The sequence below is a fragment of the Achromobacter spanius genome, assembly GCF_029637605.1.
Lineage (GTDB): Bacteria > Pseudomonadota > Gammaproteobacteria > Burkholderiales > Burkholderiaceae_B > Achromobacter > Achromobacter spanius_E.
Genome location: NZ_CP121261.1, coordinates 2,167,511 through 2,188,390 on the forward strand (window position 1 = coordinate 2,167,511; position 20,880 = coordinate 2,188,390).

General features: G+C 65.6%; 21 protein-coding genes. 10 read left to right on the forward strand and 11 right to left on the reverse strand.

Going from position 1 to position 20,880, the window contains the following annotated elements; translation table 11 throughout:
• Positions 1–15: 15 nt before the first annotated feature.
• Positions 16–903: a LysR family transcriptional regulator gene (locus P8T11_RS09470; RefSeq protein ID WP_268082178.1), complete on the reverse strand. Its 888-nt coding sequence runs from the start codon at positions 901–903 to the stop codon at positions 16–18.
• Positions 904–1,019: 116 nt separating this feature from the next.
• On the opposite strand from P8T11_RS09470, the gene P8T11_RS09475 reads away from it, so the two are divergent.
• From P8T11_RS09475 to P8T11_RS09495, 5 genes are all read left to right on the forward strand, one after another.
• Positions 1,020–1,856: an amidohydrolase family protein gene (locus P8T11_RS09475; protein ID WP_268082177.1), complete on the forward strand. Its 837-nt coding sequence runs from the start codon at positions 1,020–1,022 to the stop codon at positions 1,854–1,856.
• Positions 1,853–2,842, forward strand: a complete 990-nt coding sequence (locus tag P8T11_RS09480; protein ID WP_268082176.1) for a tripartite tricarboxylate transporter substrate binding protein — start codon at positions 1,853–1,855, stop codon at positions 2,840–2,842. Before P8T11_RS09475 ends, P8T11_RS09480 begins: the two co-directional genes overlap by 4 nt.
• Before the next feature lie 185 nt (positions 2,843–3,027).
• The gene (locus tag P8T11_RS09485) at positions 3,028–3,408 is read left to right on the forward strand and encodes an RNA-binding S4 domain-containing protein (RefSeq protein ID WP_268082175.1); all 381 of its coding nucleotides are present in this window, start codon (positions 3,028–3,030) and stop codon (positions 3,406–3,408) included.
• 5 nt (positions 3,409–3,413) lie between these two features.
• Positions 3,414–3,776, forward strand: a complete 363-nt coding sequence (locus tag P8T11_RS09490; RefSeq protein ID WP_268082174.1) for a translation initiation factor Sui1 — start codon at positions 3,414–3,416, stop codon at positions 3,774–3,776.
• 16 nt (positions 3,777–3,792) lie between these two features.
• Positions 3,793–4,146: a DOPA 4,5-dioxygenase family protein gene (locus P8T11_RS09495; RefSeq protein ID WP_268082173.1), complete on the forward strand. Its 354-nt coding sequence runs from the start codon at positions 3,793–3,795 to the stop codon at positions 4,144–4,146.
• A gap of 4 nt (positions 4,147–4,150) precedes the next feature.
• On the opposite strand, the gene ppk2 is transcribed toward P8T11_RS09495, so the two are convergent.
• Complete coding sequence (gene ppk2 / locus P8T11_RS09500; protein WP_268082172.1) at positions 4,151–5,452, reverse strand: polyphosphate kinase 2; 1,302 nt, start codon at positions 5,450–5,452, stop codon at positions 4,151–4,153.
• A gap of 187 nt (positions 5,453–5,639) precedes the next feature.
• On the opposite strand from ppk2, the gene P8T11_RS09505 reads away from it, so the two are divergent.
• Positions 5,640–6,086, forward strand: coding sequence for a hypothetical protein (locus P8T11_RS09505; protein ID WP_268082171.1), 447 nt, complete (start codon positions 5,640–5,642; stop codon positions 6,084–6,086).
• Between the two features lie 121 nt (positions 6,087–6,207).
• Positions 6,208–7,023, forward strand: coding sequence for a hypothetical protein (locus P8T11_RS09510; protein WP_268082170.1), 816 nt, complete (start codon positions 6,208–6,210; stop codon positions 7,021–7,023).
• A gap of 31 nt (positions 7,024–7,054) precedes the next feature.
• On the opposite strand, the gene P8T11_RS09515 is transcribed toward P8T11_RS09510, so the two are convergent.
• From P8T11_RS09515 to P8T11_RS09555, 9 genes are all read right to left on the reverse strand, one after another.
• A complete protein-coding gene (locus P8T11_RS09515) occupies positions 7,055–7,480 on the reverse strand; it encodes a CopD family protein (protein WP_268082169.1) in 426 nt (141 codons plus the stop codon).
• Positions 7,477–8,340 carry a DUF2242 domain-containing protein gene (locus tag P8T11_RS09520; protein ID WP_268082168.1) on the reverse strand — a complete coding sequence of 288 codons (864 nt, stop codon included), beginning with the start codon at positions 8,338–8,340 and terminating at the stop codon, positions 7,477–7,479. Before P8T11_RS09520 ends, P8T11_RS09515 begins: the two co-directional genes overlap by 4 nt.
• Positions 8,341–8,444: 104 nt before the next feature.
• On the reverse strand, positions 8,445–9,422 hold the full coding sequence (locus tag P8T11_RS09525; RefSeq protein WP_268082167.1) for an ABC transporter ATP-binding protein: 978 nt from the start codon (positions 9,420–9,422) through the stop codon (positions 8,445–8,447).
• Entirely contained in the window at positions 9,419–10,474 is a 1,056-nt protein-coding gene (locus P8T11_RS09530) for an ABC transporter ATP-binding protein (protein ID WP_268082166.1), read from the reverse strand. The genes P8T11_RS09525 and P8T11_RS09530 overlap by 4 nt, the downstream gene beginning before the upstream one ends.
• Positions 10,471–11,367, reverse strand: coding sequence for an ABC transporter permease (locus P8T11_RS09535; protein ID WP_268082165.1), 897 nt, complete (start codon positions 11,365–11,367; stop codon positions 10,471–10,473). Before P8T11_RS09535 ends, P8T11_RS09530 begins: the two co-directional genes overlap by 4 nt.
• A 1-nt stretch (position 11,368) precedes the next feature.
• Positions 11,369–12,322: an ABC transporter permease gene (locus P8T11_RS09540; protein ID WP_268082164.1), complete on the reverse strand. Its 954-nt coding sequence runs from the start codon at positions 12,320–12,322 to the stop codon at positions 11,369–11,371.
• A gap of 58 nt (positions 12,323–12,380) precedes the next feature.
• Positions 12,381–14,048, reverse strand: a complete 1,668-nt coding sequence (locus P8T11_RS09545; RefSeq protein WP_268082163.1) for an ABC transporter substrate-binding protein — start codon at positions 14,046–14,048, stop codon at positions 12,381–12,383.
• Between the two features lie 375 nt (positions 14,049–14,423).
• The gene (locus P8T11_RS09550) at positions 14,424–15,713 is read right to left on the reverse strand and encodes a Zn-dependent hydrolase (protein ID WP_268082162.1); all 1,290 of its coding nucleotides are present in this window, start codon (positions 15,711–15,713) and stop codon (positions 14,424–14,426) included.
• Between the two features lie 101 nt (positions 15,714–15,814).
• Complete coding sequence (locus P8T11_RS09555) at positions 15,815–17,170, reverse strand: spinster family MFS transporter (protein WP_268082161.1); 1,356 nt, start codon at positions 17,168–17,170, stop codon at positions 15,815–15,817.
• 105 nt (positions 17,171–17,275) lie between these two features.
• On the opposite strand from P8T11_RS09555, the gene P8T11_RS09560 reads away from it, so the two are divergent.
• The 3 genes from P8T11_RS09560 (at position 17,276) to P8T11_RS09570 (ending at position 20,875) form a co-directional block, all read left to right on the forward strand.
• Positions 17,276–18,310, forward strand: a complete 1,035-nt coding sequence (locus tag P8T11_RS09560) for an AraC family transcriptional regulator (protein WP_268082160.1) — start codon at positions 17,276–17,278, stop codon at positions 18,308–18,310.
• Positions 18,311–18,794: 484 nt separating this feature from the next.
• Positions 18,795–19,892: an NAD/NADP-dependent octopine/nopaline dehydrogenase family protein gene (locus tag P8T11_RS09565; protein WP_268082159.1), complete on the forward strand. Its 1,098-nt coding sequence runs from the start codon at positions 18,795–18,797 to the stop codon at positions 19,890–19,892.
• A 2-nt stretch (positions 19,893–19,894) separates the two neighbouring features.
• A complete protein-coding gene (locus P8T11_RS09570) occupies positions 19,895–20,875 on the forward strand; it encodes a 3-hydroxybutyryl-CoA dehydrogenase (protein WP_268082158.1) in 981 nt (326 codons plus the stop codon).
• Positions 20,876–20,880: the final 5 nt, after the last annotated feature.

Sequence of the window (20,880 nt, forward strand, 5' to 3'; positions counted from 1 at the left end):
GCGAACTTAACCGCATCAGCGCGTGCCCAGGTCCAGATTGGCGAACACATCGGCCAAGGTAGGCACCGAGCGCGCGGGCCAGATGGCGCTCAGGTCGAAGCTGGGTAGCGCCTGGCCGTCGCGCACTTCGCAAAAGCGCACGCCGCCAAAGTTCATCGTGCGGATCCAACTGGGCAGCAAGGCCACGCCGCATCCACCCGCCACGCAGGACAGCACCGTCAGCGTGCGGTTGGCCTCTTGCGCCACTTGCGCGTCGTGGCCGCCCTTGCGCATGGCGTCCAGGATGCCCGCATAGAACGCCGGCAGTTGCGCCTGCGGATACATCACCAGCCCGGCTTGCGCGATCTGCGCCATGGATACCGTGCCGTCGTCAGCCACGTCGAACTCATCCGGCACGGCGGCCACCAAGCGGTCGCGCAGCAGTTGCCGTTCGCGCATGCGCCCGCCCACCGCTACCGGCGTGTGCATCAGGCCGATATCGATCTCGCCCGTTTGCAGGGCATCGGCCTGTTCGGCGTTGCTCATCTCGCGCAAGATCACGCGCACGCCGGGCGCTTGCCGCCGCATTTCGCGCAGCGCGCGCGGCAAGGTGTCGAACAGTGCCGACGACACCAGGCCCACCGTCAGTTGCCCCGCGCTGCCGCGCCCAATCTCTTGCGCGCGGTGCGCCGCTGCGTCGATACGTGCCACGCTGATGCGCACGTCTTCCAGAATGGCCAGTGCGGCCGGCGTGGGTGCGGCCCCCAGGCGCGACCGTTCAAAGAGACGCACGCCCAGGTCTTTTTCCATGCGGCTTAGCGCCTGGCTCAGGGCGGGTTGGGCAATGCCCAGCCATTCAGAGGCGCGGCTCACGCTGCCGTGATCCACCACCGCCAGGAAATACCGCAGGTGCCGGGTTTCCATATTGATCCGATATATAAATAGCAGTTTTACACGATAGAAAACTATACCTCGACTCCCTAGAATCCGGCCTATAGAAGAGCGCGCGGCCATGCCCGCGCCACGGACAGGAGACTGCTTTGCCCCCGCTTTCGAACGGCGCCGCCGTCGACACCCATGCACACGTATTCCGGCAAGGCCTGGCGCTGGCCGGCACGCGCCGCCATACGCCGGACTATGACGCGCCGCTGGCCGAGTACCTGGCCCTGCTGGACGCGCAGGGCTTGAGCCATGGCGTGTTGGTGCAACCCAGCTTCCTGGGCACTGACAACAGCTACATGGTGCAAGCGCTGCGCGCGGCGCCCGAGCGCTTGCGCGGGGTGGCCGTGGTGGCGCCGGACATCACGGATGCGCAGCTACAAGCGCTGGCCGACGCCGGCGTGGTGGGTATCCGCTTGAATCTGATTGGCCTGCCCGCCCCCGCGCTGCATGACTCGCCCTGGCAGGCCTTGCTGGCCCGTGTCAATGCGCTGGGCTGGCACGTAGAAGTCCACCTACAGGCCGCGCGCCTGCATGAAGTCTTGCCTGCATTGCTGGCGGCGGGTTGCCGCGTAGTGGTTGACCATTTCGGCCGCCCCGATCCGGCGCTTGGCGTGTCCGACCCCGGCTTTGCCTACCTGCTGCAACACGCCGACAACGGCCAGGTCTGGGTGAAGCTGTCCGCGCCCTACCGCAACTGGGCGGGTGCTGACTGCGCCGCGTCTGGTCGGCAGGCCACGCAGCTTTTGCTTCAGGCCTACACGGCCGAACGTCTGATGTGGGGCAGTGACTGGCCACACACCGAACATCGCGACGTGGCTTCCTACCCCGCGGCAACGCAATGGCTGGACGCCTGGATCGACGACCCAACGCAACGGCGCGGCGTGCTTGCGGATACGCCGTTGCAATTATTCCAATTCCAAGGAGACAAACCATGAACGCATTCTTCAAACGACTGGCCCGCCGTGGCAGCGTGCTGATGGCGGCAGGCCTGCTGGCGGGCGCTGCCGGCACCGCATCGGCGGCCTATCCCGAACGCCCTGTCACGCTGGTGGTGACGTACCCGCCTGGCGGCACCGTGGATGTGGTCGCCCGCCTGATCGGCCCGAAGCTGGCCGCCGAACTGGGCCAGCCCGTGGTGATTGAAAACCGGGGCGGCGCGGGCGGCATGATCGGCGGCGCGGTCGTGGCCAAGGCACAGCCCGACGGCTACACCTTGATGCTGGACGCCTCCAACCACGCGCAGAATCCCGCGCTGCATTCCAAGATGCAGTTCGACACGCTGACCGCCTTCGCGCCCGTTTCCTTGCTGCTGCGCGTGCCCAACGTGCTGGTCGTGACACCGTCGTATGAAGTGAAATCGGTGGCAGACCTGATCCGGCTGGGTCAGGCCGACGCCAAGGAACCGGTGTACTACGCATCGGCCGGCCCCGGCTCGGCGCAGCACCTGGCCGGCGAGCTGTTCAACCTGCTTGCCAAGACGCATCTGCAGCACGTGGCCTACAAGGGCGGCGGTCCGGCCATGATCGACGTCATGTCGGGCCAGGTGCCCGTCATGTTCGCCAGCATGGGTTCGTCGTGGCAGCACGTGAAGAACGGCAAGCTGCGCGCGGTGGCTGTCGGCGGCTCGGAGCGTTCCAAGGCCGCCCCCGATCTGCCCACCATCGCCGAGTCGGGCGTGCCGGGCTACGAAACCTATGAATGGAATGCCGTGTTCGCGCCGGCCGGCACGCCGCCCGCCATCGTGGATCAGGTGTCGCAAGCGCTGGCCAAAGTGTTGAAGGATCCCGCCATTGCCGCGCAGTTGGCCGGCATCGGGGCGGAACCCATCGGTTCGACCCCGGCCGAGCTGGACACCTTCCGTCGCGCCGAAATCGCCAAGTGGCAGCGCGTCGTCAAGGAAGCGAATCTGAAGCTGGATTAAGACCTGCCTGGCCAGCCGGCACATTGCCGGGCTGGCCGGGTTGGCGGAAAGCCGGACTTGCGGCGTCTTTCGGGGCGCCGTTTTTTTTGGAGTGCGCCCTACGCCAACGGAGGGCTGTTTTTCTTCGATGCGCGCTCGGGGCTATCATTGCGGCTTGGGCAAAACACATCGCAAAGCGCTTCAAAATGGACAAGATTCGACTCGACAAATGGCTGTGGGCCGCGCGCTTTTACAAGACGCGCAGCCTGGCCGTGCAAGAAATCGGCAAGGGTCGGGTCTTTGTCAACGACCAGGCCGCCAAACCGTCGCGCGAAGTCTCGGCCGGCGACCGCGTCACCATCCGCAAGGAAGACCCTGCGCTTCAAGTGCGGGTCGTTGCGGTCAGCGGCGTGCGTGGCCCCGCGCCGGTTGCGCGCCTGTTGTACGAAGAAACGCCCGACAGCATTGCCGCGCGCGAACGCGCGGCGGAAATGCGGCGCCTGGCGCCGGAACCCGCGTTGGGCATTGAAACCGGCCGCCCCACCAAGCGCGACCGCCGGCTGATCGACCAGATGCGAGGCAAGTAGGCATCATGAAACGCAGCTCAAGCGGTGGCCTGGTCTATTCCACTGAAACCGGCCGCATGTGCCCGACATGCCGCCAGGCGCTCGCGCAATGCCTATGCAAAGCCGCCGCTCGCGCCGTGCCTGCCGGCGACGGCGTGGCGCGCGTATCCCGCGAAACCAAGGGGCGTGGCGGCAAAAGCGTAACCGTCGTGCGCGGGCTGGCGTTGAACCCGATAGCGCTTGCTGCCCTGGGCAAGCAACTGCGCACGGCATGCGGCTCGGGCGGCACCACCAAGGATGGCGTGATCGAGGTACAAGGCGATCACTGCGAACGCATCATCAACGCCCTGACAAGCAGCGGCCATCGCGCCAAGCGCGCGGGCGGCTGAACCTGACGAGACTCTCATGAATGATCTGGCAATAAGCAGCGTGGCCAGCTGGCACGCGCATGTGTACTTCGACGCGGCCAGCCGCGACGCCGCGTTTGCATTGCGTGAACAGGTGCTTGCGCAGTGGGACGGCAAGATGGAAATGGGGCGCTTCCATGAGCGCCCCGTCGGCCCGCATCCGCTATGGAGCTACCAGATTGCGTTCGCGCCCGAGCACTTCGCCGGCATCGCCACCTGGCTCACCTTGAATCACGGCGCGCTGGACGTGTTCATGCATCCGAACACGGGCGATTCACTGCGCGACCACCGCGATTGCGCGGTGTGGATCGGGCACAGCCATGTGCTGAACCTGCACGCGCTGGGCGGCTGACTCTTTACAGCGCACGACCCACGATCAGCGGGTCCAGCGCCAAGCCGGGTTCACCGCCTTTACCTTCATAAGGCAGGCGGTTCAGCACATAGCGCATGGCGTTCAGGCGTGCGCGCTTCTTGCAGTCCGACTTCACCACGATCCACGGCGCGTCGGCGGTATCCGTGTGCGCGAACATTGCTTCTTTGGCGCGCGTGTAGTCGTCCCATTTATCCAAGGACGCCAGGTCCACCGGGCTCAGCTTCCACTGTTTCAACGGGTGCACCTTGCGCTGCAAGAAGCGGCGACGCTGCTCTTCACGGCTGACCGAAAACCAGAACTTCACCAGGTGGATGCCGCTGGATACCAGGTGGCGTTCGAAGTCTGGTACCTGACGCAGGAAGTCCAGGTATTCCTGCTGCGAGCAAAAACCCATCACGCGCTCAACCCCGGCCCGGTTGTACCAGGACCGGTCAAACATCACGATCTCGCCGGCGGTCGGCAGATGCTGGACATAGCGCTGGAAGTACCACTGGCCCTTCTCGGTGTCCGAGGGCTTTTCCAACGCCACCACGCGCGCGCCACGCGGATTCAAGTGTTCCATCATGCGCTTGATGGTGCCGCCCTTGCCCGCCGCGTCGCGCCCTTCAAACAGAATCACCACGCGCTGCCCGGTCGCCTTGACCCAGGCTTGCAGCTTCAGCAGCTCCACCTGCAACTGGTACTTCTGCTTTTCGTAATTGCGACGCAGCATGCGGTGACGATAGGGGTAGATGCCTTCGCGCCAGTCCATCGCCAGTTCTTCGTCGGGATTGCGCCGCGTGCCGGGCGCCTGCGTGTTGGCCTCCAACAGCGCGCGATGCACGGCGCGCGCGTCGTCGGCCGACAGTTCTTCGATGACGGAACGCAGGGCCTCGTGGGCTTGCGCTTCGGCGCCTACGGTATAGCGGCGGGCAATATCCGCCAGTACCGACACCGTTTCCTGCCGCGCGGCGTCTTCCCGGGCCACTACCTGGGCGGCTGCCTGGGCGGTTGCTTGGGTCGCTACCTGGGTGGCTACTCGGGTCTTTGCCTGGGCCGTTGCCTGAGCCGTTGCCCGGGTTGTTGCCTGAGGCACCGCCGAGCTCGCTGGCTGAGCCACTGCGCGCTTAGCTCGCGCCACCCTTGCCTTTCCGGCCTTGTCGGCGGACAGCGCCGAACCCGCGGCCGTCGCGCTTCTGGTTGCGGCGCTGCGTTTGGCCACGCTTGGCGACGCGCTGCGGCGCTTGCGCGGCGCCGTCGCAACATTGTCATTGTCCGGGGTGGCTTGCGGTGTCTTCTCTGTCATCGATCCTGTCCTTGCTGCGCTTGTCGTCTGCCCCGCCGGCCGGCCCAGGGCGAGCGGCCCGTCAGGGGCAAGGCGCAACCCTACCTGCTTGCATGCGGCGTGGAATTGACGAGAATCAAAGGTTGTAACATTTTTTACAACACCGGGCGCCGCTACACTGCCCAATCCTCATCGCTCCCTGCTTCTCATGTGGTCACGCATCAAGCGCTTTCTGTCCGGCCCGCCCCCGCCTGAAGATCCTTTCCGGCAAAGCGTGAGCTTCGACGACGCCGGATTCACCCGGCACTGCGAGCTGGCACGCGCGATAGGCTTGCAAGCGTTCTGGCCTTGGGCGGACGTGCACGAGTTCGGCTTTTCGTTCCAGCGCGCGCTCTATCCCGACCCCTGGCATGGCGACTACATGGAAAGCCTGTGGTACCTGTGGGTGCGCTGCGAAGACGGCGACATGATGCGGGTGTTCATTGATGAACCACTGCTGGACGCCGACCACTTGCCGCCCGCTTTGCTGCGCAACCTGCCCGGGCTGGACATAGGCGTGCTGCACGCCGGGCTGGCGACCGCTCGCCGCGGCTTGCGCCATTTTGAAGGCGAGGGCGAGTGGGCCGCCTGGCGCCGCGATGGCGCCGCGCCATAGCCCCTAGTCATCGCGCGGCACCTGGAGGCCGGGCACGGCACTTGCTGAGACGCTGGCCCCGTTGACGCGGTCAAACCCGCTTACTACAGTCAAGACCGATGACCCCATTTTTTGGTGCGCCATGAACTCCCAGGAAAACACGCTGTCACCATGGAAGCGCTTGCGCGCGCACCGTGGCGGGCGCGTCGCGTTAAGTGCAGGGCTGATCGTGCTGGCGGCCATTGCGGCCACGCAAGCGTGGGACCACCTGGGCGAACGCGCTCAGGAAAAGGTCGCTACCGCGGAAATCCGCAAAGTCGCCGATACGCTCAGCCAGATGGTGGCGGGCGCCGAGGGCGAGCCGGACTCGCTGCCATCCATCGACCCCACCCCCAAGGCCAAGGGCTTCTATGGCGAACTGGAACGGGCCGTCAAGACCGTGGCCAGTGAACGGGTGGCGCAGCACAAGGCCTATCTGACCGAACTGAAAGACATCGGCATGCCCCGGCTGCTGGATGCGCACCGGCTGGCGCTGGACACGGGCCTGATCGAGAGCCGGATGATTCTTGAGCAGGCCGAGCGACTGGTACCCAAGTACCGCGACCAAAGCATGCAAGTGCTGCAAGACATGCCGGAGCTGATACGGTCGCTGGCCATCCGCGAACCCGAGAAGCAGAAAATGATGAGCACCCTGACCGCAACCCTGGCGCGCCGCAGCGATAGCCTGGGGCAGGTCTGGGTGCTGGAAACGCGCATCCTGCACGAGTTCGGCCAGATGATTTCATTGCTGGATGACAACCGTCAGTTTTGGTACGCCGACCACGACGAGCTGATGTTTGAACGCGATGGCGACTTGAAGCGCTTTAACCAACACATGGTGGCGATCAACAAGATGGCGTTTGAACAGGAACGGTTGGGCAAGCAGCAGTTGGCGAACCTGTTCGCGGTGCTGCCTTGAGCGTCCGGGCTGAGGATCCGCGCAGCCCCGATCAGAACGGCTTGACCACCACCAGCGTCACGATGACCGCGCACGCGATCACGGTGAATGGCGCGTAAAGGTCCACCAGCGGCGGGCGCTTGAGCGAGCCCTTGACCATCCGGCGCAACGACGCGCTTTGCATGCCCAACAAGGCCGACAGCGCCAGCGCGCAGCCCACCTTAACCCAGATCCAGCTCATGGCGAACCAGCCGAACGTCATGGCCAGGTGCAGGCCGATCAACCACGACACCACCATGGCTGGCGTCGTGACCCACAGCGTCCAGCGCCGCAGCGCGCCCAGCATCTTGCGCTCTTTCGGCGCTTCGTCGTCGTTCTGCGGTTGCGACGACAACAGGAACAGAGAGGCGAACAGCGAACCGACGATCCACGTGACCACCGCCGCCACGTGAGCCATCTTCAAGAGTTGATACGTCATGGCGCGGGCTTGTCCGCGCCTGCTTCGGCCGCCGGCTCGGTCTTCTCGCTGATCGCGGCCGGGCCCGAGGGGCCGTTCGCCGTAGCCGGGTTCAGCGTGTCGGCCGGCGCGTCCGGCGAGACCACGGGGTCAGCCGGCGGTTCGGCGGGCTTGGAGGCCGCTGGCGGCGTGGACGTGGTGCTGGACATGGCGGGCTGAGCAGCGCTGGCTGGGCCGGGCGAAGCCGCTTGTGGCGCCACCTGGGGCACGGCCTGCGGCACAAGCTTGGGCGCAGCTTGGGGCGTAAGTTGGGGAGAAACCCGGGGCGAAACATGCGGCGCCGCGGCCGCCTCGGCATCTGGCAGGAAGCGTTGCAAAAGCTGGAAAAATCCTTCGTAGAACTTCGGCCGCGACACCGTCTGGCTGGCCGTCTTCACCAGCGAATCGTCGCTGGAACCGAACGGCATCGACACTTGGCCCAGCACGCTGACGCCCACGCTGGCCGAGCTGCTGGTGCGCTTGATGGAATAGCGGTCTTGCACCGCATTGGCGAACACCGTGGCGCGCTGGTTGGCGCTGCCGTCCGACGCGCAATCAATATTGAAATTGATCTGCGTGTGCAAGCCGTCTTCGCCCTGGAAATTCTTGTGGCCGGACACCCGCGCCGGGTCGAAGCGATCGATGTTGTAGCCCTGGCTCAGCAAAGCACGGCGGCCCGCATCGCAGGCCGTGGTACTGGCGGTGGGGAAGGTGCGCGAGTACACGTCGTTCTGCGTGAAGTCTTCGCGTTCGTAGGCAGGCTTGGGGGAGGTACATCCCGCCAGGATCGCCGTCAGGCAGACAAACAGGGCAACAGGCAGACGACGGGTAACGCAGGGCATGAGGGGTCCAGCTTTTGGCGTAAAGCGGGCATTATCGACCAGAAAGAAACGGCTGGCGAATGGCTGGCGGCCGGTTCCCCCCAGCCAGTGATGCGTTGAAACAGTTAATTCACCCGGATACACCTCACCTCGTGTCCCGCCGCCACGGGCACGATGTCGGGCACCGCCGCCTGGCAGCGCGGCTCTGCAAAACCGCAACGCGGCGCGAATGCGCAGCCGGGCGGCAAGGCGGCCAGGTCGGGCGGCGACCCCGGTATGGTCTCCAGCCGCTGACCCTTTTGCATGGCGCCATGCGCGCGGCCCTTCAGCAGCGCCAGCGTGTAGGGATGACGCGGCGCGCGCAGCAGGTCCGCCACGCTGCCCTGCTCCACGATGCGCCCGCCATACATCACCGCCACCCGGTCGGCAATTTCCGCGGCGGCGCCGATGTCATGGGTCACAAACACGATGGCCAGCCCCAGTTCGCGTTGCAGCTCGCGCAGCAACAGCAGAATCTGGATCTGCACCGTGGCGTCCAGGGCGGTGGTGGGTTCGTCCGCCAGCAGCACCTTGGGGTTGCAGGACAGGGCCAGCGCAATCATGGCGCGCTGGCGCATGCCGCCGGACATTTCATGCGGATAGGCTTGCAGCCGCCGCTCGGGGCTGGGAATACGCACGCGCTCGAACAGCGACAAGGCGCGCGCACGCGCCTCGGCGGCGCTCTTGCCGGTGTGCCGGCGCACCATCTCTTCAATCTGGCGGCCCACGGTGTAGACCGGGTCCAGCGCCAGCAACGGCTCCTGGAACACCATCGACACCACCGGGCCGCGCATGGCGGCTAGCTCGCGGGCGTTCATCGCCAGCACGTCGCGACCATCCACGCTCATTTCTCCGCTGATGCGCGTGCGGCGCGGCGGGTGCAGCCGCATCAGGGCGCGCAGTGTCACGCTCTTGCCGGAACCAGATTCGCCGATCAGCGCCACGGCTTCTCCGCGCCCCACTTCCAGGTTCACGCCATTCAAGGCATGCACGGTCTTGGCGCCCGCCTGAAAGGCGACTTCCAGATTGCGGATGCGGACCAAGGGGGTTGTCGGCGCGGTCATGTCAGCGCTCCGGAAGCGGCATAGCCGGAATCGGGTTGATGGATCAGGCACCGCACGGCATGGCCGCCCTGCTGCGTCACGACAGGCGCCTCGGCCGCACAGGCGGCGCGCGCAAACGCGCAGCGGGTATGGAAGCGGCAACCCGAAGGCGGGTCGATCGGGTTGGGCGGGTCGCCCGACAAGGGCGCCGATTCCGTGCGCTGCCCGGGTTCCATCGACGGCATGGAACGCAGCAGCGCTTGCGTGTAGGGATGGCGCGGCGCGTCGAACACCTGATCCACCGGCCCCAGTTCCACGACTTCGCCCAGGTACATCACCATGACGCGGTCCGAGATGTAGCGCACCACGTTCAAGTCGTGGCTGATGAACATATAGGTCAGCCCGAAATCGTCCTTCAGGTCCAGCAGCAGGTTCAGCACCTGCGCCTCGACCGACTTGTCCAGCGCGGACACCGCTTCGTCCAGAATCACCAGCCTGGGGTGCAAGGCCAGCGCGCGCGCGATGTTCACGCGCTGGCGCTGGCCGCCCGACAGTTCATGCGGGTAGCGGCCGGCAAAGCGCTGCGCGTCCAGGCCCACGCGGCCCAACAGCCCGCGCGCCACCGACACGGCGTCGCGCTTGGGGCTGCCGTGCACCAGCGGGCCGAAGGCCACGGAATCTTCGATCGTCATGCGCGGGTTCAACGACGAATAGCTGTCCTGGAACACCATCTGCGTCTGGCGGCGGAATTCGCGCAGCGCCAACGCGCGCGAGCCTACCGCCATGCCATCGAACACCAGTTCGCCTCGGTCCTGTTTGATCAGTTGCATGACCAGCCGCGCGGTGGTGGACTTGCCGCAACCGGATTCCCCCACCACGCCCAGCGTCTCGCCCTTCTTCACGTCGAAGTCCACGCCGTCCACCGCGCGCACCGCGTTGCCGCCCCGGCCACGCGACAGCGGATCGCGCTTGAGCGGAAAATGCTTGACCAGGCCGCGCACGCTCAACAAGGACTGGGCCGGGCCGCCCACGTCTTCATGCGCCACGCGCACTGCATCGATGACCGCATTCATTCCTTGACCTCCATGGCCGAGCGCAGTCCGTCGGACAGCAGGTTGAAGGACATCGACGTGATGAAAATCATCACGCCCGGCAGCGCCGCGACCCAAGGCTGGGTGTAGATGGCGGTGCGCAAGGTGTTCAGCATCAAGCCCCATTCCGGCTCGGGCGGACGCACGCCCAACCCCAGGAACGACAGGCCAGAGGCCAGGATCATGGACACCGAGATCAGGCTGGTGGAATACACGAAGATGGGACCCAGCACGTTGGACAGCACATGGGCACGCACGATGGTCAGCGGCGATGCGCCCGAGGCCCGCGCCGCGTCCACGTAGTCGCTGCGCCGCACCTGCGTGGTGACGCTTTCGGCCACGCGCACGATCTGCGGAATGAAGACGATGGTGAGCGACAGCAGCGCGTTGAAGATGCCCGCGCCCAAGGTGCCCGACAGCGCAATGGCCAGCAGCACCGACGGAAACGCATAGAACACGTCCACCACCCGCATGATCAGCGTGCTGGTCCAGCCGCCCGCGTAGCCCGCCAGGATGCCGATGGCGCTGCCCACCACGAACGCCGCGATCACCGGCACGATGCCCATGAACAGCGACAGCCGCGCGCCCAGCATCAAGCGCGACAACATGTCGCGGCCCAGCTCGTCCGCGCCCAGCGGATAGCCTTCGGTGCCGATGGGCCGCAGGCGCTTGAGCATGGACGCATGGAACGGATCCGCCGGCGTGATCCATGGCGACAGGATGGCGATGATGATCAGCGCCAGGACCACGCCGCCGGCGGCCAGCGCCACCGGGTCGCGGCGCAAGCGGCGCAGCACGTTCGACCAATAGCCCGGCGATCGCGCCACGGGCGCCACGACCGGCGTGGCGGTCAGGCTGGCAACGGAATCCGACATGTCAGCTCCTTTCAATGCGAGGGTCGAACAGGCCTTGCAGGATGTCGACGGCCAGGTTCAAGACCACGAAGAACAAGGCCAGCACCAGGATCGTGCCCTGCAGCAGGGGCAGGTCGCGCTGGAAGATGGCGGCGTTGAGCAGGAAGCCCGTGCCCGGCCACGAGAACACCGTTTCGATCAGGATGGAACCACCCAGCAGATAGCCCAATTGCAGGCCCATCACCGCCAAGGCCGTGGGCGCGCAATTCTTGACGACGTGCAGGAACACGCCCAGGTCGGTCAGGCCGCGCGCGCGCAAGCCCACCACGAATTCCTGCGACAGTGTCTCGGCCACCAGAGCGCGCACCGTGCGCGCGATGATGCCCATCGGTATCACCGACATCGTCACGGCGGGCAGGATCATGTGGCGGATGTGCGCCCAGTCCGCCGCCCATTCGCCCGACCCGCCCGGCCCCGCGCCCGTGGGCGGCAGCCACATCAGCTGCGTCGAGAAGATGATGACCAGCACCATGCCCAGCCAGTAATGCGGCACGCTGACGCCGAAGACCGACACGAAGGAGGCAATACGGTCCAGCGGCGAATTGCGAAAGTACCCGCCGACAAAGCCCAGGAATGCACCCACGACAAAGCCCAGCAGCGTGGCCAGACAGGCCAGCCGCAAGGTGTTTCCCACGGCCTTGAAGACTTCGGCCGACACGGGGCGGCCGGTGGCGATGGATGTGCCCAGGTCCCCATGCAACGCGCGCCACAGCCAGCCGGCGAATTGCTCGACCAAGGGGCGGTCAAAGCCGTAGAGCTGCATCAATTGCCGTTGCAGGTCGGCGGACGCATCGGGAGGAAGAATGGACACCAGCGGATCGCCGGGCGCCAGATGGATCAGCAGGAAACAGAGCAGCGCGACCCCCACCATGATGGGCAAGGCGTACACGATGCGCCGCAGGATGTAAGACAGCATAGGCGTCACCGGCTAGGGCGCCGAAGGCCGCACGGCGCGGCCTTCGGCGCGTTCAGGATCAATCCATCGACATGGTGGCGATATCGATGAACCAGCTCTTGGGCTGCACCACGCCCTTGACCTTCGGCGAAATCGCGCGCGGGCCGACGTCATGCGCAATCCAGACAAACGGCGCCTCTTCCACCACGCGCGCATGCAGCTTGGCAAGGGCGGCGTCGCGTTCGGCGGGGGTAAAGGTGGTGCGCGCATCCTTGATCAAGCCGTCGATTTCGGCGTTGCCGAAATAGCCCCAGTTGTTGGAGGCCGGCGGAAAGGTCTTGGTGCTGGCAAAGCGCACGATGGCGAAGAACGGGTCCATGGCCGCGAAGCTGACGTTGATGGCGTCGCTGCCGTTGGCCGACGGGTCCTTGGCGCCCTTGCGCCAGTTGGTGAACAGCGTGTTCCACTCCACCACGTCAAAGCTCACGTCGAAGTAGCAGTCCTTCAGGTTCTGCTGCACGAACTCGTTCATGGGCAGGGGTTGCATCTGGCCGGAGCCCGATGCCGAGGTCTGTACCTTCACCTTGATCGGCTTGGCCTGGGAATAACCCGCTTCGGTCATCAGCTTGCGCGCGGCGTCCGGGTCGTACTTGATGTCGAACTTGGGGTTGCCCCACCACGGATGGCCCGGGGGCACCGTGCCCTTGGGTTCGCCCATCATGCCGCCCAGCAACTGCTTGAGCTCGCCCCGGTTCACGCACAGGTTGGCGGCCTTGCGTACGCGCACATCCAGCCACGGCGAGCCTTCCTTGAACGACAACTGCCACGGCCACACGTGCGGCTGTTCATTGGAGTAGATGATGAAGCCACGGCTCTTGATGGCGTCAAAGGCATCCGGCGCCGGCGCTTCAATCCAGTCCACCTGGCCGGACATCAACGCGGCCGTGCGCGAGTTGGCTTCGGGCAGCGGCAGCATCACCACGCGGTCGATCTTCGGGCGACGCTTTTCGTCCCAGTACTGGTCGTACTTCACCACTTCGAGCCGTTCACGCGGCACGAACTTGTCCATCTTGAAGGGGCCGGTGCCCGAGGCATCGGCGGCAAAGGCGGCCCAGGCCTTTTGCGAACGCTCGGCCGGATCCGTGACGGACGCCGGCACCTCGGCCAGCTTCTTCTTCCACTGCGCGGGCGACGCCATGTACAGATTGGTCAGGTTGATCGGCAGGAAGGAATCCGGCTCGGACGTCGTCAGTTCCACCGTCAGGTCATCGATCTTTTTCGCGGACCTAAGAGTCGGCATGCGCGAGGCAGTCACGCCAACCTGGCTGGCGTCGAACTGCGGCGCGCTCTTGTCCAAGACCTTGCCCACGTTCCACACCACGGCGTCGGCGTTGAAGTCGGACCCGTCATGGAACTTCACGCCGGGGCGCAGCTTGAACACCCACTTGGTCTTGTCCGCCGCGTCCACGTCCCACGACACGGCAAGGTCGGGAATCAACACGCTGGGGCCGTCCTTCTTGGACAGGTCCCATTGCGTCAGGCCGTCGTACATCGGAATGCCGGTGAAGCGGTTTCCCTCAAAGCCTTGGTCGGGCTGGCCCAGCGTGCGGGGGATGTCGCCGGCGGTCATGCCGATGCGCAACACCTTTTCGGCATGGGCCGCGCCAGGGGCGATCACTGCAACGCCAGCCGCCGTCAGCGCAAGCGCGGCGGCATAGGACTTGAGGCGGAAACTCCGTGTCTGCATGTGGTTCTCCAATGTCTTGCAAAATGCCTTCCCCGCGAGGGTGCGGCGCGCGTGAACAGGGTTAGTACACAGATTTTGTATAAGCAATATCCGTGCCATTTTTTGAACCGGGAAGCAGAGTCAGGGATAGTCCCAGGCCGGGTTGGGAACCGCCGGGCGCGGTGCCGGGCGGGTCCGGCGCGCGAACGTGTCCGAGCGCGCGCGAAGGATCAATGCAGAGGGATTACCAGCGGATGCGGCAAGAGGCGTTAAGTAGAAGGCAGACCGGTGGCAAGCACCAAGCCGGCGCGAAGTGCGCCTCCTTTGCGCCGCCTTTGCGCCGCCTTGGTGCAGCATGCACATGTCCGCGCATCAACGCGTCAGTGCTTCAGTGCTTCAACCGGCAACGCCCGCTTGCGCCAGCATGGCGCGCAGCAGGACGTTGCATCCAGCCTCTAGATGATCGGGGCGCGCGTCTTCGATTTCGTTGTGGCTGATGCCGTCCTTGCACGGCACGAAGATCATGGCCGCGGGCGCGACGCGGGCGACGTAGACGGCGTCGTGACCCGCCCCGCTGACCACGTTCATCGCCGACAAGGACAGGTCGCGCGCGCCTTCGCGCACCGACTGCACCAAGGCGGGCTCGAACGGTTGCGGCGCAAAGTACACCACCTGCTCGATCTGCGCCGTGACACCTCGGCTATCGGCAGCCGCGTCCACCGCCGCGCGCAAGGCCGCGTCCATGGCCGAGAGCGTGGCGTCGTCGGCCGCGCGCAGGTCCACGGTCAGGCGCACGCGGCCGGGAATCACATTGCGCGAATTGGGGAACACATCCATCCAGCCCACCGTGGCACGCGCATCGGGCGCATGCGCCAGGGCAATCTGGTTCACCGCCAACACCAGCTCGGACGCCGCCAGCAAGGCATCGCGGCGCAGCGGCATCGGCGTGGGGCCGGCATGCGCCTCGACGCCCGTCAGCACCACGTCGTACCAGCGTTGGCCCAAGGCGGCAGTCACCACACCAATCACCGTGTCGGCGGCTTCCAGCACGGGGCCTTGCTCGATGTGCGCCTCGAAGTAGGCGCCTACGTCATAGGCAGTGGCGCCGTCCTGCCGCGTTGGCGGCACGGCAACCTGGCCCGCATAGCCAATGGCCTCCAGGGCCTGGCTGACGCTGACGCCCTCGCGGTCCTGCTGCGCCAGCGCATGCTGCAAGGTGAAGGCCCCGGCATACACGCCCGAGCCCATCATCACCGGCACAAAGCGCGAGCCCTCTTCGTTGGTCCACACGGCCAGTTCCAGCGGCGCCTCGGTCTGCACGCCATGGTCATTCAGCGTGCGCAACACCTCCAGCCCGGCCAGCACGCCGTAGTTGCCATCGAACTTGCCGCCCGTGGGCTGGGTGTCGATGTGGCTGCCGGTCATGACGGCGGGCAAGTCGTTGTTGCGGCCCGGGCGGCGGGCGAAGATATTGCCGATGGCGTCCACGCGGACATCACAGCCGGCTTCTTGTACCCAGCGCACGAACAGGTCGCGCCCCTGGCGATCCAGATCGGTCAAGGCCAGGCGGCACACGCCGCCTTTTTCCGTACCGCCAATCTGTGCCAGATCCATCAATGACTGCCATAGGCGCGCGCCATCCACGCGCAGGTCGGCCAGCGTTTCGGTAGCGGGGGCAAGGCTCATAGGGACTCCTGTTGACATGGGGCCGCGCACGCTCGCGGCTCGGGTTCTGGTTCGGACTCGCCCGATTCTGCTCTGTGTACCAGCGCCCTGCCAAGACCCATTTACAAGACGTTGCCCTGGCCGTGTTCGCGCGTGAGGCTCTGACGGTAGCTGGCGCAGCCCGCCGCCAGCAGCAGCACGCACAGCGCGGTCGCCCCCGCAATCAGCAGCGACAGCGACTGCCCCACCGCGCCGGGGGTGCCGAACAGCCGGTCGGTCAGCAAGGCCACTGCCGTCGTGCCCACACCCAGGCCGATCAAATTGGAGATCAACAGGAACAGCGCCGAGACCTGCGCACGAATCTGGTTGGGCGGCAGGATCTGCATCGCGGCGGTGGACGTCGGCATCGGAAACGAAGCGAAGAACATGGCGGGCAGCAGCAGCCCGACCGACAGCCACACGCTGTCCACCTGCGTGAACGCCACCGCCGGCAGCGCCATGCCCACCGCGCCGATCACGCCCGCGCGCAACGGCGCATCGCGATAGCCCCGCTTGGCCAGTCCGTCCATCAACCAGCCGCCGCAGAAGACGCCGGCCGTGTTGGCCACCAGCACCACCACGCCCAGCATGTAGCCGGTATCCACGGGCGACATGCCGAACCGGCGCATGTAGAACGCGGGCGTCCAGCTCAGCAGCGCGAACAGCACCATGGCGTAGAAAGAAAAGCCCAGGTAGTGGCAGAAGAACGTGCGGCGGTGCCGGCCCAGAAACTGGAACGTGTCGCGGATGCTGGGCTTGTGCGCCTGGCCGTCGGCGGCGCGGCGCAAGCCCAGCCGCTGCGGGTCGCGCACGGTCAGCAAAATCAGCAGCGCCACCAGCAAGCCGGGTAGCCCCACGATAAAAAACGTGACCTGCCAGGGCCGCATCGCGCCCACCCAGGGCACCACCACGCTGTCCACGCTTTTCAGCAGGTTGATGACATAGCCGCCGATCAGGAAGGCCATGCCGCCGCCAATGAACGAACCAATCGAATAGACACCGACCGCGCGGCCGAGCTTGTCGCGCGGGAACATGTCGCTAAGCATGGAATAGGTGGCGGGCGACAAGGCGGCCTCGCCCACGCCCACGCCGATGCGCGCCAGGAACATGTGCGCAAAGTTGCGCGACAGGCCGCAGGCAGCCGTCGCCAGGCTCCAGAACGCCACGCCGATCGCGATGATCTTCGGGCGGGAATAGCGGTCGGCCAGCAAGGCGATGGGGATGCCCATGACGGCATAGAACAAGGAAAACGCCAGGCCGTGCAGCAGGCTGAACTGCGTGTCTGACAGTTGCAGATCGTGCTTGATCGGTTCGATCATCAGCGCCAGGATCTGCCGGTCGACGAAGGAAAATATGTACGCTAGCATGCATATCACCACGACGTACCACTCGTAGGCGTAGCGTCTTTTGGCCAGTGGCGGCAGCGTGGCGTCAGTCATGTTTTTTCCCTTGTCTTGTCCTTGTTCTGTCCATCGTTTGTAGGCCTTTGCGCCGCCGGACTCTATACGCCGCGCGCAACGGCTGTTCCCACCGCGCAGGAAAGCATGTTCAACGACACCTATCCGCTGAACCGCCATTGCTTGCTGAACTCGGGCAACGCCGCCGAGGTCAAGGATCAGGTCAGCCAACACTTGTGGTCGCACCGCATGTGCGTCGCCCAGGGAAAACCCTTGCAATCGCGGCTGTACGGCGTGTTCTTTGGCAACGCCGCGCTGTTTGATCTGCACTACGGCGCCGAAGTCGAGATCGACGCGGGCGACATCGCCAGCTACTACCTCATCCGCATCACGTTGCAAGGCTCGGGCCTGGTCACGCTGGGCAAGCGCAGCGCGGCCATGCAGGCGGGCAGCCTGACGATTTCATCGCCATCCGAACCCAGCATCATCAGCATCGGCCGCGACTGCCGCAACCTGATCCTGCGCGTGGAACGGCAGGCGCTTGAACATCAGTTGCAACGCCTGCTGGACCGGCCCATCAAGCACGCGCTGGTCTTCGACCTGGCGGTCGGCCCCGATTCTCCAGGCCTGGCCGCCGTGCGCGAAACGCTGGACTATCTTTGCCGCCTGTACCAGCACCCCGCCATCGACGGCGTCACGCAGACGCTGGCGGCGGGCTTTTCCGACTACCTGCTGGCCTTGCTGCTGACGCAACTGCCGCACAACTATTCCGACGCGCTGCGCGCCGACCATCGCCAGCCCTTGCCGCAGCATGTGCGCCGCGCGCGCGACTACATCGAGTCCCATGTCGATGAAGCGATTTCATTGGCTGATTTGGCGGCGCATTGTGGCGTGTCCGTGCGCACGCTACAAAACGGCTTCACGCAGTTTCTCAAGCAAAGCCCCAGCGACTACGTGCGCAACCAGCGCCTGACGCTGGTGCACGCCGCGCTGGAGCAAGCCCGCGCGGGCGACAGCGTGACCGACATCCTGCTACGCCACGGCGTAACCAGCTTCGGGCATTTCGCCACGCATTACCGCAAGCGCTACGGATGTTTGCCCTCGGACACCCTGCGCCAAAATCGTAGGATGGGTGAAGCGCGAGAAGTTATCCAAAAGAAATGGAATGGAGATCGCGCGTAACCCATCGCGCGAAGGTGGTGTTGTGGCTGCGGGCGTTAAGAACTCCGCCGCTGCTTGATGGGTTGCGCGCGTTGCGCAGCGTTGTTCTTTTTTAGGGAGTCTCGCGCTTCACCCATCCTACTGGGTTGCGCGCGTTGCGCGGCATTCGCGCGTAACTCATCGCTGCCTGCCCACGGACACCTTGCGCCAAAATCGTAGGATGGGTGAAGCGCGAGAAGTTATCCAAAAGAAATGGAATGGAGATCGCGCGTAACCCATCGCGCGAAGGTGGTGTTGTGGCTGCGGGCGTTAAGAACTCCGCCGCTGCTTGATGGGTTGCGCGCGTTGTGCAGCGTTGTTCTTTTTTAGGGATTCTCGCGCTTCACCCATCCTACGGTTGCGCGCGCCGCATTCCCTTGCCGGATCTGAACGACGCTTGCGCGTTTGGCGCAGCCCGCGCCCCGCGCCACCTCTAGGATCAAACCTTCATCGAAGGAGCTTGATCATGCGAATCAGCGTCATAGGCGGCGGACACGGCTGCTACGCGGCAGCAGCCGAACTAGCCGAAAAAGGACACGAGGTGCGCTGGTGGCGCCGCGACAGCGCCGCGTTCCAGGGCTTGCGCGAAGTGGGCGCGCTGACGGTCACCGACTATCGCGGCACGCGCCACGTGCCGCTGGGTTCAGGCCCCGGCCACCTGACGCTGGCCGACGCCTTGCAAGACGCCGTAGCCGACGCGCAAGTGCTGGTCATTCCCCTGCCCTGCACCACCCACGACGCGCTGGCGCCCGCCTTGGCGCCGCTGCTGCAAGACGGCCAGGTGGTGTTCCTGCCGCCCGGCACCTTCGGCAGCTACCTCTTCGCGCGCGCGCAGAAAGACGCTGGCAACCCCGCTCGCGTTGCCTACGCGGAAACCGGCACCCTGCCCTATCTGGCGCGCAAGCACGGCAACACAGTCGTGATCAGCGGCTACGCCACGCGCCTGCCCACCGGCGTGTTCCCCAGCCGCCTGACCGACAACGCGCTGGCGCTGCTGGGCCAGGCCTACCCCAGCATCGAACCCATTGAAGACGGACTGGCCGGCGCGCTGATGAACGCCGGCCCCATCATTCACCCACCGCTCATCCTGATGAATGCAGGCCCCTTGGAGCATTTCGACAAGTGGGACATCCATAACGAAGGCACGCAGCCGTCCATCCGCCGCGTGACCGACACGCTGGACGCCGAACGCGTGGCCATCCGTGTAGCCCTGGGCTACGCCGCGCCGCACTTTCCGCTGGCCGATCACTACGCTAGCGAAGGCGACGAATGGATGTACGGCCGCGGCGCGCACGGCAAGCTGACCGACAGCGGCGACTGGCGCGAAACCATCGACCTGCACACGCACCGCTACATGCAGGAAGACACGCGGCTGGGCCTGTCTTTCCTGGTGTCCGCCGGCCGCTGGGCCGGCGTGCCGACGCCGGTGGCGCAGGGCCTGCTGAATATCGCCAGCGCCATTACCGGCCGCGATCTCTACGCCGAAGGCCGCACGCTGGAACGCCTGGGGCTGGACCGTTTGTCGCGCGCTGGCATGGCGGAATTGCTGGAACAGGGGTGCTGAGCATGGAAGACAGAATCTGCGTGATCGGCGCCGGCCGCATGGGCGAAGGCATCACCCTGTCGTACATTCATGCGGGACGCGACGTGACGCTTATCGACATCAAGCCCAGAACGCCCGCCGAACAAGCCGAGCACCACGCGCGCGTGCGGGCCAACCTGCGCCGCGAACTGGGCACACTAAGCCGCCTGGGTTTACTGGACGCCGCACAGGCCGACACCGCCATGCAGCGCGCGCGTGTGTGCGGGCGCGACGACGCCATTGCGGATCTTCAACGCGCGCGCGTCGTCTTCGAAGCCGTGCCCGAACGCCTGGACGCCAAGCGCGACGCCTTTGCCTGGCTGGGGCAGGTCTGCTCGGCCAACGCCATCATTGCGTCAACCACCTCAACATTTCTGGTGACCGAGCTGGCGGAGCTGGTGCAATACCCGGAACGCTTTCTGAACGCGCACTGGCTCAACCCGGCGTATCTGATTCCGCTGGTTGAGGTCAGCCGGGGGCCGCGTACAAACGATGCCGCCTTGCAAGCCTTGCTGGACGTGCTGCGCCAGGCCGGCAAGGTGCCCGTGCAGTGCGCACCGTCGGCGGGCTACATCGTGCCGCGTATTCAGGCACTGGCGATGAACGAGGCCGCCCGCATGGTCGAGGAAGGCGTGGCCAGCGCTGAAGACATCGACACCGCCGTGCGCCTGGGATTCGGATTGCGCTTTTCGGTGCTGGGCTTGCTGGAATTCATTGACTGGGGCGGCGGCGACATCCTGTACTACGCGTCGCGCTACCTTGAAGGCGAGATCGGCCCGCGCTTCGCATCGCCGGACGTCATCGCCCGCAACATGGAGCAAGGCCGCAACGGGCTACGCGATGGCAAAGGCTTCTACGACTACACCGGCGTGGACGTGGACGCCTACAAAATGGAGCGCCTGGGGCAGTTGTGCAAGCGGCTGGAAGTGATGGGGCTATTGCCGCGCGCGGGTGGCGCGCGCTAGCCAAA

Excerpts from the sequence above, each read along its gene's own strand:
- P8T11_RS09470 (WP_268082178.1), bottom strand. The coding sequence starts at position 903 with ATGGAAACCCGGCACCTGCGGTATTTCCTGGCGGTGGTGGATCACGGC.
- P8T11_RS09480 (WP_268082176.1), top strand. The coding sequence starts at position 1,853 with ATGAACGCATTCTTCAAACGACTGGCCCGCCGTGGCAGCGTGCTGATG.
- P8T11_RS09485 (WP_268082175.1), top strand. The coding sequence starts at position 3,028 with ATGGACAAGATTCGACTCGACAAATGGCTGTGGGCCGCGCGCTTTTAC.
- P8T11_RS09490 (WP_268082174.1), top strand. The coding sequence starts at position 3,414 with ATGAAACGCAGCTCAAGCGGTGGCCTGGTCTATTCCACTGAAACCGGC.
- P8T11_RS09495 (WP_268082173.1), top strand. The coding sequence starts at position 3,793 with ATGAATGATCTGGCAATAAGCAGCGTGGCCAGCTGGCACGCGCATGTG.
- ppk2 (WP_268082172.1), bottom strand. The coding sequence starts at position 5,452 with ATGACAGAGAAGACACCGCAAGCCACCCCGGACAATGACAATGTTGCG.
- P8T11_RS09505 (WP_268082171.1), top strand. The coding sequence starts at position 5,640 with ATGTGGTCACGCATCAAGCGCTTTCTGTCCGGCCCGCCCCCGCCTGAA.
- P8T11_RS09510 (WP_268082170.1), top strand. The coding sequence starts at position 6,208 with ATGAACTCCCAGGAAAACACGCTGTCACCATGGAAGCGCTTGCGCGCG.
- P8T11_RS09515 (WP_268082169.1), bottom strand. The coding sequence starts at position 7,480 with ATGACGTATCAACTCTTGAAGATGGCTCACGTGGCGGCGGTGGTCACG.
- P8T11_RS09520 (WP_268082168.1), bottom strand. The coding sequence starts at position 8,340 with ATGCCCTGCGTTACCCGTCGTCTGCCTGTTGCCCTGTTTGTCTGCCTG.
- P8T11_RS09525 (WP_268082167.1), bottom strand. The coding sequence starts at position 9,422 with ATGACCGCGCCGACAACCCCCTTGGTCCGCATCCGCAATCTGGAAGTC.
- P8T11_RS09530 (WP_268082166.1), bottom strand. The coding sequence starts at position 10,474 with ATGAATGCGGTCATCGATGCAGTGCGCGTGGCGCATGAAGACGTGGGC.
- P8T11_RS09535 (WP_268082165.1), bottom strand. The coding sequence starts at position 11,367 with ATGTCGGATTCCGTTGCCAGCCTGACCGCCACGCCGGTCGTGGCGCCC.
- P8T11_RS09540 (WP_268082164.1), bottom strand. The coding sequence starts at position 12,322 with ATGCTGTCTTACATCCTGCGGCGCATCGTGTACGCCTTGCCCATCATG.
- P8T11_RS09545 (WP_268082163.1), bottom strand. The coding sequence starts at position 14,048 with ATGCAGACACGGAGTTTCCGCCTCAAGTCCTATGCCGCCGCGCTTGCG.
- P8T11_RS09550 (WP_268082162.1), bottom strand. The coding sequence starts at position 15,713 with ATGAGCCTTGCCCCCGCTACCGAAACGCTGGCCGACCTGCGCGTGGAT.
- P8T11_RS09555 (WP_268082161.1), bottom strand. The coding sequence starts at position 17,170 with ATGACTGACGCCACGCTGCCGCCACTGGCCAAAAGACGCTACGCCTAC.
- P8T11_RS09560 (WP_268082160.1), top strand. The coding sequence starts at position 17,276 with ATGTTCAACGACACCTATCCGCTGAACCGCCATTGCTTGCTGAACTCG.
- P8T11_RS09565 (WP_268082159.1), top strand. The coding sequence starts at position 18,795 with ATGCGAATCAGCGTCATAGGCGGCGGACACGGCTGCTACGCGGCAGCA.
- P8T11_RS09570 (WP_268082158.1), top strand. The coding sequence starts at position 19,895 with ATGGAAGACAGAATCTGCGTGATCGGCGCCGGCCGCATGGGCGAAGGC.